Genomic DNA, 15,277 nt, shown 5'->3' on the forward strand with positions numbered 1-15,277 from the left:
TCGTCACGACGCGGAGCGTCAGAGCGGTAACCGCCCTGCGAACCACCGCGAGAACCACCGAACGAAGATCCGCCACGGTCGTCACGACGCGGAGCGTCGGAGCGGGAGCCACCCTGAGAACCGCCGGAGGGCCTGCCGTACGAGGAGGACCCGCCACGGTCGTCACGGCGCGGGGCGTCGGAGCGGAAGCCGCCCTGCGAACCGCCCTGGGGCCTGCCGTACGAGCTGCGTGAACCATCGCGGTCCGCGCGGAATCCGCCCTGCGAACCACCGGACTGCGAACCGCCACGGGATCCACCGGATGAGGAGCCGCCCCGGAAACCGCCGGACTGCGAACCACCTCTGGATCCACCGGATGAGGAGCCGCCCCGGAATCCACCGGACTGCGAGCCCCCACGGGGATTGCCACCGCGCGGGGCTCCGCCACGGCCTTGACCGCGTCCATCACCGGACGGGGTACTGCGCCTGTTGTTCACTACTTCTGCTCCTCTAGGGATTCCATGTCGTCGGGCAGGAACGGTGCCAGTTCGGGGAGCTCTTCGAGATCCCGCAGGCCCATCCGCTCGAGAAAATACGAACTTGTCCGGTAGAGCACGGCTTGGCTCTCCGGTTCGGTGCCGGCCTCTTCGACCAGCCCCCTGGTCACCAGCGTGCGCATGACACCGTCGCTGTTGACGCCTCGGATGGCCGCCACCCGGGCCCGGCTGACCGGTTGCCGGTAGGCGACCACGGCCAGGGTCTCCAGCGCGGCCTGGGTGAGCCGCGTCTGCTGGCCGTCGCGGACGAACCGCTCTACGAGAGTCGCATACTCGGCCCGCGTGTAGAACCGCCAGCCGCCCGCGACCTCTCTGAGATCAAAACCCCGGCCGGACGCGGTGTATTCCGCCGAGAGGTCACGGAGTGCCTTGCCGATCTCGTGCGTGGGCCGTTCCAGCACCTGGGCGAGGGTCACCTCGGCGACCGGTTCGTCGACCACCAGCAGGATGGCCTCCAACCCGGCACGCAGGTCCGGCTCGGGCGCCACGTCAGTCATCAGCGGGTTCTCTCTTCATGCTCTCGTCGTAGTCGTCGGCAACGGCGATGTCCCCGTCGTCGCTGCCGGTCCAGGTCACGTGCAGTTCTCCGAGAGGCTCCACCTGCTCGAAGGAGACGGCCGCTTCCCGGTAGAGCTCGAGGACGGCCAGAAAACGCGCGACGATCTCGAATGTGCCGGTGCAGTCGGAGGTGAGAGCCCGGAAGGTCGCCCGGCGCACCCGCCGCAGCCGCTCGACCAGGATAACCGCCTGATCGCGGACGTTGGCGAGTGGTTGGTAGATGTGAGCCACCGAAACCGACGGAGGAGCCTTGGGTGCGAAGGCCCGCCGGGCGATCTCGGCGAGACGGTCGGGGCCGATGCCCAGGATCAGCGCGGGCAGGAGGTTGGCGAACTGGGCCTCCATCGGCACGGTCCTGGGAAAGCGCAGGGCCTCGTCGGCCAGCCGGCCGCCGAAGACCTTCACGACCTCCTTGTAGGCCCGGTACTGCAGGAGACGGGCGAACAGCAGGTCGCGGGCCTCCAGCAGGGCCAGGTCCTCCTCGTCGTCGACCTCGCCCGACGGCAGCAGCCTGGCCGCCTTGAGGTCGAGCAGGGTCGCCGCGACGAGCAGGAAGTGGCTCGTCTGGTCCAGATCCCATTCCGGGCCCCTGGCCCGGATGTAGGAGATGAACTCGTCGGTGACCTGGCTGAGCGAGACCTCGGTGATATCCAGCTTGTGCTTGGAGATCAGACCGAGCAGGAGGTCGAAAGGCCCCTCGAAGACCTCCAGGTGCACCCTGAAGGTGCCGCTGTCGGCCTGCGTCTGCTCGGTCATCCCTCCATTGTCCCGCAGGCGGGACACAGTCACCGCTACAGCGCGTCCCATCTGGCGAGAACTTCGCGAGCGAGCTCGCGATAGGCGCTCGCACCGAGGGAGGAGGAGTCGAAGCTGGTGATGGGCTCACCGGCCACGGTGGCGTCCGGGAAGCGAACCGTCCGGTTGATCACCGTGTGGTAGACCTTCTCGTCGAACGCCTCGACCACCCGGGCCAGCACCTCGCGGCCGTGCAGGGTGCGCGCGTCGTACATGGTGGCGAGCAGGCCCTCGATCACCAGCTCGTCGTTGATGCGCTCCTGGACCTTGATGATCGTGTCCATGAGCAGCGCGACTCCGCGCAGCGCGAAGAACTCGCACTCCAGCGGCACCATCACGCCGTGCGCGCAGGCCAGCGCATTGATCGTGAGCAGGCCGAGAGAGGGCTGGCAGTCGATCAGGCACACGTCGTACTCGGGCAGGAGGGGTTTGATCACCCGGCCGAGCACCTGCTCGCGGGCCACCTCCGTGACGAGCTGGACCTCCGCGGCCGACAGGTCGATGTTGCTGGGCAGCAGGTCCATCCGCTCGACGCCGGTCTCCAGCAGCACGTCCCTGGCGGTGATCTGGCGCTCCATGAGGAGGTTGTAGACCGTCAGGTCGAGCTGGAGCGGGTTGATCCCCAGGCCCACGGAGAGCGCGCCCTGCGGATCGAAGTCGACCAGCAGCACCCTCAGCCCGGCCTCGGCCAGCGCCGCGCCCAGGTTGATGGTGGTGGTCGTCTTGCCGACGCCACCCTTCTGGTTGACCATGGCGACGACCCGCGCCGGCCCGTGCACCGTACGGGGGGGTGGGTCGGGAAACACCGGGCGAGGACGCCCTGTAGGGCCGAGAACTCCCCCACTGCGAGGGGTCCCGGCGGTCTTTGTGTCCCCCCAGGGATTCTCGGGGTTTCCAGGGGTCGTTCCCCGGACAGAACCGTCGGTGGTCACAGTCACCAGTCGAACCTCCCTGACGGCCTCGAACCGGACCGTCCGGACGGACACTATGGCGTCAACACGTATGCGGCAAGGCGGCACGCCCGGACATAAGCAAGCTCAATGCCGTGTGCGCGGATGCGCGGCGGCATAGACCTCGCGAAGCTTGTCGACCGTGACCAAGGTGTACACCTGTGTGGTAGTCACCGAAGCGTGGCCGAGTAGTTCCTGAACCACCCTAACGTCCGCACCCCCATCCAGGAGGTGTGTTGCGAATGAATGTCGCAACATGTGTGGCGAGACACCGTTCAGGCCCCCGCGCTCGGCGGCGGCCTGGAGGACCTCCCAGGCGCCCTGACGAGTGAGTCTTCCGCCCCTGGCGTTGAGGAACAGCCCGGAGGTGCCGCGGCCGCGAGAGGCGATCCGAGGGCGGGCCCGGGTGAGGTAGGCGCCCAGAGCCTCCCTGGCGAAGCGGCCCAGGGGCACCAGGCGTGCGCGTCCCCCCTTGCCGCGCAGGCGCACCCGCTGGGCCTCCGTCCCCAGATCGACGTCGTCCACGGCGAGCCCCACCGCCTCGGAGATGCGGGCGCCCGTGCCGTACAGGAGCTCCAGCAACGCCCGGTTACGCAGCGTGAGCGGGGCGTCGTCGGGCCCCGAGGCGGCGATCAGACGTTCCACGTCGTCAACGCTGATCGCCTTGGGCAATCGTTTGAGCTGGCGCGGCGGGTGCACCTCGTGGGCCGGGTCATGACGGCAGACCCCTTCGCGTAACGCGAAACGGTGCAGGCCGCGGACCGCGGAGACGGCCCGCGCCGCCGAGCTGGCGACGAGGGCCTGGTGCTCCTCGTCGCCTTCCCTGAGCGCGGACAGGAAGGCCGTGACGTCGGCCTCGGCGACCTCGCCGAAGGTGACGCGGCCGCGATTCTTCAGATGCTCCACGTACCGCAGGAGGTCACGGCGATAGGAGGCCAGTGTGTTGGCTGCCAAGCCCCGCTCCACCGCCAGATGGGCGAGGTAGCGGGAGAGGACGGCCTCCGTCTCGCTCAGGGTGTCCTCCTGTCATGCCTCCGGTGCGTCGGCGGGCCGCAGTGAGGCGAAACCATCCGCCGAAGCGGCGTATGCGGCGAGAATACCGGCCACGGCTTGGGAATTGTGGATCATTCCCTCCAGGGCACGCCGAACCGCGTCGGACAGGGGAATCCAGACCACCGGCATGTCGGCTTCCTCATGTCGCCGGATGAAGTCGAGCTCCGCCTCGGGGATGAGGCTGACGTCCCTGGCGAGGAAGATCCGGGTCCGCTCGTCGGTCATCCCCGGCGAGGTGAAGGCGTCGACCAGGGTGTGCCAGGTGGCCGCCCGGTAGCCCGCCTCCTCGGAGAGCTCACGGGCCGCCCCGACGTGGAGCGGCTCGTCGTCGACGTCACGCAGGCCGGCGGGCAGCTCCCAGAGCAGCCTCCGGACGGGGTGACGGTACTGGCGGATCAGCAGCACCCGGTCCTGGTCGTCGAGCGCGACCACGGCCACGGAGCCGGGATGGATCACGTAGTCGCGGTTGACGACCTCCCCCTCCGGCATCACGACCGCGTCGGTCACCGCGGTGATGACCCGCCCGCGGAAGTGCTCGGCGGAGGAGTCGACCTTCCACCCCTCCGGGACGTCGCGGACCTCCGGGGCCCGTACGGCGTGGACGCCGGACTCGGGGGCGTCTGCGGCCCCTGCGGCGCTCACTTGCCCCGCCCGGCCTTGGCGACGTTTCCCCGGATGTCGGCGTAGGTCAGGGCGGCGCCGATCAGGCCCTTGAACAGCGGGTGCGCCCGGGTCGGCCGCGAGCGGAACTCGGGGTGGGCCTGGGTGCCGATGAAGAAGGGGTGGATGTCGGCGGGCAGCTCGGCGTACTCCACCAGGCGGCCGTCGGGTGACAGGCCCGAGAAGACCATGCCGATCTTCTCCAGCTGCTCCCGGTAGGAGTTGTTGACCTCGTAGCGGTGGCGGTGGCGCTCGTCCACCTTCGGCTGGCCGTACAGCTGGCGCGCGAGGGAGCCCTCGGCGAGCTTGGCCGGGTAGAGGCCCAGCCGCATGGTGCCGCCCATGTCGCGCTCGCCGGAGACGACGTCCTCCTGGTCCGCCATGGTGGAGATGACCGGGTGGGTGGTCTCGGCGTCGAACTCGGTGCTGCCCGCGTCCTCGATGTCGGCCAGGTTGCGGGCGGCCTCGATGACCATGCACTGCATGCCCAGGCAGATGCCGAGCAACGGGATCTTGTTCTCCCTCACGTGCCGGACCGCGCCGAGCTTTCCCTCGATGCCCCGCACGCCGAACCCTCCGGGGACGAGCACTCCGTCCACGCCGTCGAGCTCGCGGGCGGCGCCCTCGACGGTCTCGCAGTCGTCGCTCTTCACCCAGCGGATGTTGACGCGGGCGTCGTTGGCGAAGCCGCCCGCGCGCAGCGCCTCGGTGACCGACAGGTAGGCGTCGGGCAGGTCGATGTATTTGCCGACGAGCGCGATCGTGACCTCGTTGGCCGGGCGGTGCACCCGGCGCAGGAGCTGCTCCCACTCCTTCCAGTCCACGTCGCGAAAGGGCAGGCCGAGGCGGCGGACCACGTAGGCGTCCAGCCCCTCCGCGTGGAGCACCTTGGGGATGTCGTAGATGCTCGCCGCGTCGATGGCCGAGACGACCGCGTCCTCGTCGACGTCGCACATGAGGCTGATCTTGCGCTTGATCGCGTTCGTGACCGGGCGGTCGGAGCGCAGGACGATCGCGTCGGGCTGGATGCCGATGCTGCGCAGCGCGGCGACCGAGTGCTGGGTCGGCTTGGTCTTCAGCTCGCCGCTCGGCCCGATGTACGGCAGCAGCGAGACGTGGAGGAAGAACACGTTGTCGCGGCCGACCTCGTGGCGGACCTGGCGGACGGCCTCCAGAAAGGGCAGCGACTCGATGTCTCCGACGGTGCCGCCGACCTCGGTGATGACCACGTCCACGTCGGGACCCGCCATCGACCGGATGCGGTCCTTGATTTCGTTGGTGATGTGCGGGATGACCTGCACGGTGTCACCGAGATACTCGCCGCGGCGCTCCTTGGCGATGACGTTGGAGTAAACCTGGCCGGTGGTCACGTTCGCCGAGCCGTGCAGCTCGGTGTCGAGGAAGCGCTCGTAGTGGCCGACGTCGAGGTCGGTCTCGGCCCCGTCGTCTGTGACGAAGACCTCACCGTGCTGGAACGGATTCATCGTTCCGGGGTCGACGTTGAGGTAGGGGTCGAGCTTCTGCATGGTTACCCGCAGGCCACGCAGCTTGAGAAGGCGTCCGAGGCTCGACGCCGTCAGTCCCTTACCAAGACTGGAGGCGACGCCGCCGGTGACGAACAGATGTTTGGTGTGTGCGGCGCTGCGCAAGAAGGCTCCCGTGGTCGTTATAGATCAGTCGGCACACCCTGATGAATGGCCTACAGGTCCACGGGCTCTCAGAATATCAAACAGTACCGGCGAAGTGCCCGGCCGTCCCCAACCTGTGTTCCAATCAAACCCAACCAAGCGGTAACTTGAGCCGTTATGTCACTTAGTGGTGCGGTACGGCGTGCTGTGGGCAGCCTCATTCATCGCGGTTGGGCCGCCATCCGCGCGGCCGGCGCGGTCACCCCCCTCAGCCCCGCCGGATACCGGTTCCGCCGCCTCGGGGAAGGCGCCCTCCTGTCGTTCCCCATCGGGGCCATCTTCGGCGAGGCCTGGATCGAGATCGGCGAGCACACCCTGATCGGCGAGCGGGTCTCCATCTCCGCGGGCATGGGCCCGGGAGTCGACCTGGGCCCGGACTCGATCGTGAGGATCGGCGGAAGCTGCTCGATCGGTAGGGGCAGCCACATCGTCGGCCACCAGTCGATCGACATCGGCGACCACGTGTTCACCGGCCCGTACGTCTACATCACCGACCAGAACCACGTCTACGACGACCCGGAGATGCCGATCGGCCGCCAGTGGCCGCGCAACAACCCCGTGGCCATCGGCTCGGGATCCTGGCTGGGCACCGGCGCGATCATCCTCCCGGGCACCCGGATCGGCAGGCAGTGCGTGGTGGCGGGCGGGGCCGTGGTGCGCGGGGAGTTCCCCGATCACAGCGTGATCGCCGGCGTACCCGCGAGGGTCGTCCGCCACCACGTCCCCGGAGAGGGGTGGGTGCCCCCGCACCTCGACGGCGCCCACGTCGAACTCGCCGGCTCCCTCGACACCGGCGGCGCCCTCGTCGAATCCGCCGCCGTCAACGGCGTCCTTGCCGAGGCCGCCGCCATCGACGGTGCCCTTGTCGAATCCGCCGCCGTCGACGGCCCGGGACACCGGACTCCGCTGATCTAGACGACGGAGCCGGAGGGCAGCGCGGTCGTGACATTCCCGGCGGTGGGCTCCTCGGCCTCTGCGGCCTCGGTGCCGGAGCGGATCCGGCTCAGTCTCCGAGGTCCTGGGGCCGGAGCGGGCCCGGCGCCGGATCGAGTCCGGTCGGCACGGTCGCGCGTACGGCCAGCGCGGCCGCCCTCTCCCGGTCGCCCGGCCGGTCGCGCTGCCGGAGGGTGGCGGCCAGCTCACGCGCGCTCGCCGCGGCGAAGGGCCGGAGCCCGGCCTCCTCGTTGCGCCGCAGCGCCGCCTCCAGGTGATCCGCGGCGCCGTCCAGGTCACCGCGGGCCCTCGCCAGCAGGCCGACGTGATGTCCGGCGAAGCCCGCGAAAGTGATCCCCGTGCCGCCGATCACGATCCGGTCCGCGTACGGCTCCAGGTGGGTGAAGAGCTCGCCTGCGGCGTCCGGCGACGCGAGCGCGGACCACAGTTCCGCCCGGACCGCGAGGTGGGTGAGCCACATGTAGTCCATCGGCACCTCCGGCTGCTGCCGCCACGGGCCGAGCGCGGCCCGCGCCTGCTCGGCGAGGCCCGAACGCAGCAGGGCGAGCGCGTGCCACTCGCGCAGCAGGGCGAGACCGGTGGCGGTGGCGGCCTCGGCCAGCAGCGGTTCGATCCCCGGCAGCGTGCCCCGTACCGTATTGAGCGTCGCCGCCAGCGCGACCGGCACCTCGGCGGCGCCGGCGACGGTCGTGCCCGAGTGGAACGCGTGTGCCCTGGCGATCGCCTGCTCCGCCTCGGCGAACCGGCCGCGGGCAACCGCCATGACCGCGTCGGCCCAGGTGAGCGCGACCAGCGCCGGAGCGAGCGCGTGCGTCTCGGCCAGCTCCCGTGCGTGCCGGTAGTCCCGCAGTCCCGCGGCGACGCGGCCCCGCTCGATCTGGTCCCGCCCGCGGAACACCAGGGCGCGGGCCACGGTGGCGGGGTCGTCCGCGGATTCGGCCAGATCGACGAGTTCACGCGCCACGGACAGCCGTTCGGCCAGCAGTTGCGGTCGCTCGTACGCGACATGGCGGAGTTCGAGCACACGGGCCAGGTCCGCCCGGCTGCCGTGGGTTCGGGCGAGAGCCTCGGCCTCGGTCGACAGTGCCACGGTACGGTCGACGGTGCCCGTGCCGTAGTAGATCTCCGCCGCGAGAGCGGCGAGCAACCGCGCCCGCATCGCCTCGTGCCCCGGTGAAAGATCCCGGAGTAATCGCTCGAACAGCGCGACCCCGGCGAAGTCCACCACCTGGTACTCGCGCCAGCTCCAGATCGCGTCCGCGGTGGTCGTGACCGCCGCCCGCGCCGCCGCCAGGACGTCCCCGCCCGCGAGGGCGACCTCGGCCGCCTCGCGGACGGCCTCCCACGCCTGTCGCTCGTAGCCCGCGCGTTTGCGGGCGAGCGCGAGACCGACGAGAACCTCGCAGCGGTCGGCGGCCGTGGCGGTGCGGTCACGCGACAGATCCGTCAGAGCGACCTCCCGCAGGCGGGCGGCCTCGGCGGGAGCGGGCTGCCGGGCCGCGAGCTCCGACGCCCGCACCCCGTAGGTCCAGGCGGCGCGGGCATGGTCGGCTCCCGCCCGCCCGTGGTGATGGGCGAGTTCGGCGAAGCGGGCTCCGTACACCCCGCCGGAGCGCTCCTCGATCACCCCGGCGAGCGCCGCGTGCAGCCGGCGGCGCCGACCCGGCGGCAGCCGTACGTAGAGCGCCTCCCGGACCAGAGCATGGGTGAACCTGTACCCGGGTCCCTCCTCCACGATCAATCCCGCCAGCAGGGCTGCCTCGGCGGCGGTCATCGCGGAGTCCGCGCTCAGCCCCGACGCCGCCTCGACGAGATCGAGATCGAACGTCGGTCCGCAGGCCGCCGCCGTCGACAGCAGCGGTTCGACGTCGCCGGGCAGCTGGGAGATCCGCCGGCGCACGACGTCCCGTACCCCGTCCGGGACCCCGTCCGGAACCGGCGGTGAGGCCGCGGCGCCCGGCTCGGTGAGACGCCGTTCGTCCGCCAGCAACTGGACCAGCTCGCCGACGAAAAACGGGTTGCCGTTGGTGCGTTCCCGCAACGCCGCCGCGACCTCGTCGGGAATCTCGACGCCGTGCCGGAGCCGGACGTAGGCGCGCACGCCCGCCTGGTCCAGCCCGCGAAGACCGACCCGGACAAGGCCGGCACGGGCGAGGTCCGCCAGCGTCTCGGCCAGCTCCGGCGTCCGATCGGCCTCGGCGTCGCGACTGGTCAGGAGGAGCACGACCGGCAGGCCGGCCAGCATCGCGCCGAGCCGGCGGACCAGGTGGAGCGTGTCCCCGTCCGCCCAGTGCAGGTCGTCGAGCACGAGCAGGAGCGGACCGGCGTCACGCAGCAGGACGGCGGTGGCCTCGGCCAGCCGGAAGGCCGCCGTGTCGATGTCCGCCGTCGCCGCCGCGACCGTGCCGTCCGGGGCGGGGAGCAGGGCGGCCAGGGCGGGTAGCCGGGTCACCGTGCCCGCGGCGCTCACCAGCGGCCCCAGCGCCTGCGACCACGGCCACAGCGCCGGAGCGCCCGCGGCCTCCTCACACCGCCCCCATCCGGTGCGAATGCCCATCGCACCGGCGGTCGCGCACAGAGCGCGTGCCAGACCGGTCTTCCCGATGCCGGGCTCGCCGGTCACCAGCACCGCGGTCCCGCGGCCGGCGGAGGCGTCGACGAGATGCCCGGTCAGGCGGGTCAGCCACTCGTCCCGGCCGACCAGTCCGGCCCCGGCGGACGGCCCGGGAACCACCGCGGCGCCGCGCGCCGACGTCCTGCCGGGAGGAGGCCTGAGGTCCAGCGACGGCTCGTGGTTCAGCACCGCCGTCTCGAGCCGCCTCAGCTCCGGACCCGGATCGACGCCGAGCTCGGCCGCGAGGACCCGTCTGGCACGGCGCAGCGCGTCGAGCGCCTCGCCCTGGCGCTGGGACCGGTAGAGGGCGACCGCGAGCAGCCCCCAGGCCGCCTCCCGCAGCGGGTGCGCGGCGACCAGCTGCTCGATCTCCCCCACGAGCCGGGCGTGTACGCCGAGGGCGAGCTCGGCGCGGAAGCGGTCCTCCGTCGCCAGCAACCCGAGCTCGCCGAGCCTGGCCGCCTCGGCGGCCAGCCCGGGAGCCGCAGCGGCGAGGTCCGCGTACGGCTCCCCGCGCCAGAGCCCGGCGGCGGTCCGCAACAGATCTCGGGCGTGCGCGGGATCGGTCGCGAGGGCCTCGTGTGCGGCACTCGCCAACCGCTCGAACTCGGCGGAGTCGACCGAACCGATCGAGCCGGTCGCGAGGGCGTAACCGGGCGGCCGCGTGATCAGAATCCGGGCGGGCGCCCGCGCCGGACGGTCCGGTTCGAGGACGCGCCTGAGGTTCGCGACGTAGGACTGCACCGAGGCCAGCACCTTGGGCGGCGGATCGTCGCCCCACAGTTCGTCGACGAGACGGGCGATCGAGACGACCCTGCCATCGGCGGCCAGCAGCAGGCCGAGCAACGCGCGCTGCTTCTGGCCGCCGAGTTGGATCGGTCCACCGTCGGCGTCGAGGACCTCGACCGGACCCAACACCTGATACCGCACGGCGGCAACGCTAACCGGCGCGGCCGTGCTTGTCAGCGGGGTGCGTCCAAGTCAGGCCCGGATGGTTTCCAAGTGGGTGAATGCAGGCTCTTCTCCAACGAGCGATACGAGAGAGGAGAGACCATGACGAACCAGACCACCGACGGGCAACGGTTACACGGGCCGGGGCTCACCGACGTACGGATGATGCAGGTCGCGCACTCCAACTTCCGCCGCGAACTGGGCCTGTCGCCGACGGCGGTGCGCGCGGTCGCCGGCGGAGACCGCCGCCGGATGTCGATCGTCGCAGACCACGCCACCCTGTTCCTGTCGCTGCTGCACCACCACCACGGCATCGAGGACGACCTGCTGTGGGAGGCGCTGCTCGAGCGGGTTCCCGCCGAGCTCGCTCCGCTGGTGCACGTGATGCAGAGCCAGCACGAACAGGTGGCGGCGCTGATGGATCAGGCGCAGGCGGGAATCGGCGCCTGGCGGCGTACCGCGTCCGCCTCTGACGGCGAGGCGCTGGCCGCGATCCTGTCCGACCTGTGCACGGCGCTGTTCGAGCACCTGCGCGCGGAGGAGACCCACCTTCTGCCGATCATGGCGAGGAACATCACCGCCGAGGAGTGGGAGGAGTTCACCGCGCAGGGAATGTCGTCGATTCCGAAGCGGCGGCTGCTTCTGGGCTTCGGAATGATGCTCTACGAGGGAGATCCCGAGGTGATCGGGATCGAGGTGCGGAAGCTTCCCGCACCGCTGCGCCGCCTGCTGCCGCCACTGGGACGCCGCGCGTTCCGGCGCTACGCCCGCCGGGTCCACGGCACTCCCACGCCGCCTCGCGGCATCGGCACCACCGTCTAGCACAGACCCATCCCCACGGTCCGACCCCGTCCCACGGTTCAACCCCGTCCCCACAGTTCACCCCGTCCCACGGTCCCCCTTCGTCCCCACGGTTCAACCCCGTCTTCGCCTCACGGTCCGTCCCCGTCCCCACAGTTCAACCCCGTCCCCATTACCCGAGGAGATCACCATGACGTCGAACACCATCACCACCGCCGGCCTCGCCGACCCCACCGCCGACCTCACCGCCGCCCGAGCTCGGAACGAAGACGTGTGGCACCGTTCCAGCAGGCTGCTGTACACCGGGCAGATCGACGAGTTCGTCGGCCACTGGTGTGAGGACGCCAGTTACGAGGCCGCCCTGCCGGTCCCCGGCCTGCCCGCCGTCATCACCGGGCATGAGGCGCTGCACGCGGCGTTCAGCGGCCTGGTCGCCGGCGCGCGAAGCATCGCGGTGCACGACGTCCGGTTCCACCAGACGGATGACCCCGACGTCGCGATCATCGAGGAGCGCATGGTCGCCGAACTGGCCGACGGCAGCGGTTACGAGAATCGGTTCATCATCAGGGTGACCTTCCGGGATGGCCGGATCGCCGACATGCTGGAGTACTACGGGCAGTTCGCGCACCAGGACCTGCTGCGCCGGCTCGGTTTCGGGTCCTGAGCCCGGATTCCGCCCACGACAAGCCCCGTCCGCGAAACCGCGTGGCATGATCGCCGACCTGCGACAGAGCTCCTCGTCGAGAGCAGAACGGCCTGCTACGCGGACGGTATCGGCCGGAAAAGCCGGGAAGAACACGTTAGATTCGGCTTTGCCGCGAAACCGTCGCGGACGGATGGGATCCATCGCGGCCCGGCGATCGTTGGAAGGCCGACAAACGAAAATGGAGGTGCGATGCTCGCGGCACTGACGGGCCTGGGGCTCTCCACCGCGGCCGGCCTGAACGCCTACATCCCGCTGCTCGTGGTCGGCCTGATCGCCAATTTCACCGATCAGATACGGCTGCCGCAGGAGTTCGCCTGGCTGTCCAACGGCTGGGTGCTCGGGATCATCGGTGTGCTGTTGCTCGCCGAGGTCGTGCTCGACAAGGTCCCGGTGGTGGACAGCGTCAACGACATGATCCAGACCTTCGTCCGCCCGGCCGCCGGCGGAGTGGTGTTCAGCGCCACCGACGCGGCGGCCCGGCTCGACGGCTCGACCTGGATGAGCCACAACCCCTGGATCAGCTGGGTGCTGGGCATCGGAATCGCGCTGGCCGTGCACCTGATGAAATCGGCCGCCAGGCCGGTGGTCAACGCCTCGACGGCCGGGGTGGGCGCACCCGTGATCAGCACCGTGGAGGACGCCGGATCGCTCGGCATGAGCCTGATCGCGATCTTCCTACCGGTCCTGGTCATCGTCGCGGTGGCCGTGCTGGCGCTGTTCGCCTGGTGGGTGTTCCGCAAGGTACGACGCCGCCGCGCGCTCCGGCGAAGTCCGGTCTGATCGACGACCGCGCACACGTGGGTGCACGGGATATGCTCGAAGCACCTTGTTTCACCCCAACGGGAGGTGGCACCGATCGGCACTTTCCTCACCATCTTGCTGGTGATCATGCTGTTCTTTCTCGTCGCGGGGATAGCCGGGATCTACCTGCTGGTAAAGGTCGGGAAAAAGGCCACCAAGAAGGCGCGCAAGGTGAGCACCCGCGTGGCCTCCCAGGTGGCGGCGATGGGCCCCGGCGATGCCGCCGCGACCGAGCGGATGCGCCTGGACCTGCGCCGGGAGGTCTCCCTGACCCGCCAGGCGGTGGACCACGCGCTGCGCGACGGATGGGGGCTCGGCGACCTGCCCCAACTCGTCGCCGAGATCGGCACGCACGCCGATCAACTGGACGCCCAGCTCGGCCTGTACGCCCAGCACAGCCGCGTGTCCTCCTATGTCGACCACGCTTCCCTGGGGCGCCTGCGCGAGCACCACGCCAAGCTGACCACGTCCTGCGCCCGGATCCGCGCCGACCTGCTCAACGACCAGATGGCGCACTCGGCCGGCGGCATCGACGACATCCAGAGCCGCACGGACCTGGAGATCGAGGCCCGCCGCCGGGCTCCCGACCCCCTGGACCAGATCGACGAGCTCTACAACCGCACGATGGTCAACCGATCCCGCCCCGACGACCACCGCTGAGCCGTGATCGCCATTGCGATCACCGTTGAGTCACCATCGCCACTGAGTCACGGTCACCGCTGGGCCGCCCAGAACGCGCGGCGGCGATGCTGTCCACATCCCTTGGCATCCATACGCAGGGCTTTCCATACCTGACGCCCTCGAAACGGAGCCTCCGTCACTTCATCAAGGTGATTCAACACCCATTACCGACCGGTGTAATTAATCAGGCAAGTCTTTCTTGGAACGCGGGACGACTACGGAAAGTGGCAGGATGATCATGTCGCGTGAGTTTCCAGAACGTCACCCGCAGAAGGTTTCCTGATGACCATGGCGCTTCCCGAGTGGTTCTACCCGGGGCCGGAGGGTGGCTGGACCGCCGACATGCTCGATCGTCTTCCCCCCGACGCGCCCAGGCACGTCGAACTGATCGACGGGTCACTCATCATGATGTCTCCGCAGACCGCATTCCACATGTTCGTACTGAGGCGTTTCGAGCAGGAGCTCATACCCCCTGACGATCTCGCCGTCGTCCGGGAGATGACGGCGACCCTCGGAATCCGGCAGCGGCCCAAGCCCGACATCATGGTGGTGGACAAGGCGGCGTTGATGACCATGAAAACAACATCCTTCAAAGCCGAAAACGTACGCCTTGCCGTCGAGGTGGTGTCACCCGAATCGATGGACCGCGATCGGACTACCAAACCGATCAAATACTCCGATGCCGGGATTAAGCATTTCTGGCGCATCGAGCAAGAGAGCGACCAGCCGGTCGCCTATACCTTTGAGCTGGAGCCCGCCGTCAAGACCTACGTCCCCACCGGTATCCACCGGGGGCGGCTGCGGACGAATATCGGTTTCGACGTGGACATCGACCTGGACCTGAGCAGGTTCATCGGCTAGCTGGATCCCGGTAGGGACCAGAGGTCCGCCAAGTCGTCGTAGGTCGCTCCGTCGTTGATGCGGGCGCGCAGGGCCTGGGCCTGGGCCGTGGACGGCAGAAAGCCGTCGAGGACGAAGGGCAGGCCGAGGCGCCAGCCCAGCAGCGCTCTCGCGGAGTATCGGTGGCCGGATCGGACCACGGAGACGCCGACCCGGACCGCGTGCTCATTGCGGGGATGCACGTTCGGACGGTCGGTCTCGATGGCCGAGTAGCGGAACCCGTCGGCGAGATCGCAGGGCGGGCAGCCGCGAGGGCCCCGGCCCAGCGTGGAGCCGCAGCCAGCACAGCTCAGCCGGTCCAGCGCGCCGTCCACGATCCGCCAGTCGTGCCGGTCCGGCTCCTCGACGACCATCTCGGCGATCGCCCGCTCCTCCTCGGCGGACGGCTCCGCCGTCCCGGACCAGACCCGGAGGAAGTCGCGCCAGCCGTCCTGGACGATGAGGTAGACCAGATCGGCGCAGCGGGCGCAGTCGGGGGCTCCGCCGTACTCCCAGCAGCCACAACCGGCACATCTGCGCATTCCGCTTCCTCTCAGCTTTCAGTTCTTCGTTCTCGACGAACCGTGACCGTATCCGCCCGCTCTCCTCGGGGCGAGCGAATAAATGGCTTGCGACAGGGCGAGGCGGCC

General features: G+C 69.9%; 14 protein-coding genes. 6 read left to right on the plus strand and 8 right to left on the minus strand.

Annotation, left to right across the window (positions count from 1 at the left end; genetic code table 11):
* Nucleotides 1–475: 475 nt before the first annotated feature.
* The 6 genes from scpB to CHC08_RS05445 form a co-directional block, all read right to left on the minus strand.
* Nucleotides 476–1,033, minus strand: a complete 558-nt coding sequence (gene scpB, locus CHC08_RS05420) for an SMC-Scp complex subunit ScpB (RefSeq protein ID WP_089206050.1) — start codon at nt 1,031–1,033, stop codon at nt 476–478.
* Nucleotides 1,026–1,850 carry a segregation and condensation protein A gene (locus tag CHC08_RS05425; RefSeq protein WP_089206051.1) on the minus strand — a complete coding sequence of 275 codons (825 nt, stop codon included), beginning with the start codon at nt 1,848–1,850 and terminating at the stop codon, nt 1,026–1,028. Before CHC08_RS05425 ends, scpB begins: the two co-directional genes overlap by 8 nt.
* Before the next feature lie 35 nt (nt 1,851–1,885).
* The gene (locus tag CHC08_RS05430) at nt 1,886–2,827 is read right to left on the minus strand and encodes a ParA family protein (RefSeq protein ID WP_089206256.1); all 942 of its coding nucleotides are present in this window, start codon (nt 2,825–2,827) and stop codon (nt 1,886–1,888) included.
* Between the two features lie 99 nt (nt 2,828–2,926).
* The gene (locus CHC08_RS05435) at nt 2,927–3,853 is read right to left on the minus strand and encodes a site-specific tyrosine recombinase XerD (RefSeq protein WP_089206052.1); all 927 of its coding nucleotides are present in this window, start codon (nt 3,851–3,853) and stop codon (nt 2,927–2,929) included.
* Nucleotides 3,854–3,865: 12 nt separating this feature from the next.
* Complete coding sequence (locus tag CHC08_RS05440) at nt 3,866–4,534, minus strand: NUDIX domain-containing protein (RefSeq protein WP_089206053.1); 669 nt, start codon at nt 4,532–4,534, stop codon at nt 3,866–3,868.
* Complete coding sequence (locus tag CHC08_RS05445) at nt 4,531–6,201, minus strand: CTP synthase (RefSeq protein WP_089206054.1); 1,671 nt, start codon at nt 6,199–6,201, stop codon at nt 4,531–4,533. The genes CHC08_RS05440 and CHC08_RS05445 overlap by 4 nt, the downstream gene beginning before the upstream one ends.
* Before the next feature lie 156 nt (nt 6,202–6,357).
* Here CHC08_RS05445 and CHC08_RS05450 point away from each other — a divergent pair, with 156 nt between their 5' ends.
* Complete coding sequence (locus CHC08_RS05450; protein WP_089206055.1) at nt 6,358–7,155, plus strand: acyltransferase; 798 nt, start codon at nt 6,358–6,360, stop codon at nt 7,153–7,155.
* An 88-nt stretch (nt 7,156–7,243) separates the two neighbouring features.
* Here the strand turns inward: CHC08_RS05450 and CHC08_RS05455 are convergent, their stop codons facing one another.
* Entirely contained in the window at nt 7,244–10,738 is a 3,495-nt protein-coding gene (locus CHC08_RS05455; protein ID WP_089206056.1) for an ATP-binding protein, read from the minus strand.
* A gap of 123 nt (nt 10,739–10,861) precedes the next feature.
* Between CHC08_RS05455 and CHC08_RS05460 the strand changes: the two genes are divergently transcribed.
* The 5 genes from CHC08_RS05460 (at nt 10,862) to CHC08_RS05480 (ending at nt 14,609) form a co-directional block, all read left to right on the plus strand.
* Nucleotides 10,862–11,581 (plus strand): hemerythrin domain-containing protein, encoded by a 720-nt coding sequence (locus tag CHC08_RS05460; protein ID WP_143653120.1) that lies wholly within the window; start codon nt 10,862–10,864, stop codon nt 11,579–11,581.
* Nucleotides 11,582–11,750: 169 nt separating this feature from the next.
* Nucleotides 11,751–12,224, plus strand: a complete 474-nt coding sequence (locus tag CHC08_RS05465) for a nuclear transport factor 2 family protein (protein ID WP_089206058.1) — start codon at nt 11,751–11,753, stop codon at nt 12,222–12,224.
* 231 nt (nt 12,225–12,455) lie between these two features.
* Nucleotides 12,456–13,046 (plus strand): DUF4126 domain-containing protein, encoded by a 591-nt coding sequence (locus CHC08_RS05470; RefSeq protein ID WP_089206059.1) that lies wholly within the window; start codon nt 12,456–12,458, stop codon nt 13,044–13,046.
* A 108-nt stretch (nt 13,047–13,154) separates the two neighbouring features.
* The gene (locus CHC08_RS05475) at nt 13,155–13,727 is read left to right on the plus strand and encodes a hypothetical protein (RefSeq protein ID WP_245878164.1); all 573 of its coding nucleotides are present in this window, start codon (nt 13,155–13,157) and stop codon (nt 13,725–13,727) included.
* Nucleotides 13,728–14,030: 303 nt separating this feature from the next.
* Nucleotides 14,031–14,609: a Uma2 family endonuclease gene (locus CHC08_RS05480; protein ID WP_089206061.1), complete on the plus strand. Its 579-nt coding sequence runs from the start codon at nt 14,031–14,033 to the stop codon at nt 14,607–14,609.
* On the opposite strand, the gene CHC08_RS05485 is transcribed toward CHC08_RS05480, so the two are convergent.
* Nucleotides 14,606–15,169, minus strand: a complete 564-nt coding sequence (locus CHC08_RS05485; protein ID WP_245878139.1) for a hypothetical protein — start codon at nt 15,167–15,169, stop codon at nt 14,606–14,608. The genes CHC08_RS05480 and CHC08_RS05485 overlap by 4 nt on opposite strands.
* Nucleotides 15,170–15,277: the final 108 nt, after the last annotated feature.

Origin of the sequence: Streptosporangium subroseum (assembly GCF_900188345.1) — a bacterium.
Lineage (GTDB): Bacteria > Actinomycetota > Actinomycetes > Streptosporangiales > Streptosporangiaceae > Streptosporangium > Streptosporangium subroseum.

Coding starts and splice junctions, on each gene's coding strand:
- scpB (WP_089206050.1), bottom strand. CDS start 1,033: ATGACTGACGTGGCGCCCGAGCCGGACCTGCGTGCCGGGTTGGAGGCC.
- CHC08_RS05425 (WP_089206051.1), bottom strand. CDS start 1,850: ATGACCGAGCAGACGCAGGCCGACAGCGGCACCTTCAGGGTGCACCTG.
- CHC08_RS05450 (WP_089206055.1), top strand. CDS start 6,358: ATGTCACTTAGTGGTGCGGTACGGCGTGCTGTGGGCAGCCTCATTCAT.
- CHC08_RS05460 (WP_143653120.1), top strand. CDS start 10,862: ATGACGAACCAGACCACCGACGGGCAACGGTTACACGGGCCGGGGCTC.
- CHC08_RS05465 (WP_089206058.1), top strand. CDS start 11,751: ATGACGTCGAACACCATCACCACCGCCGGCCTCGCCGACCCCACCGCC.
- CHC08_RS05470 (WP_089206059.1), top strand. CDS start 12,456: ATGCTCGCGGCACTGACGGGCCTGGGGCTCTCCACCGCGGCCGGCCTG.
- CHC08_RS05475 (WP_245878164.1), top strand. CDS start 13,155: ATGCTGTTCTTTCTCGTCGCGGGGATAGCCGGGATCTACCTGCTGGTA.
- CHC08_RS05480 (WP_089206061.1), top strand. CDS start 14,031: ATGACCATGGCGCTTCCCGAGTGGTTCTACCCGGGGCCGGAGGGTGGC.
- CHC08_RS05485 (WP_245878139.1), bottom strand. CDS start 15,169: ATGCGCAGATGTGCCGGTTGTGGCTGCTGGGAGTACGGCGGAGCCCCC.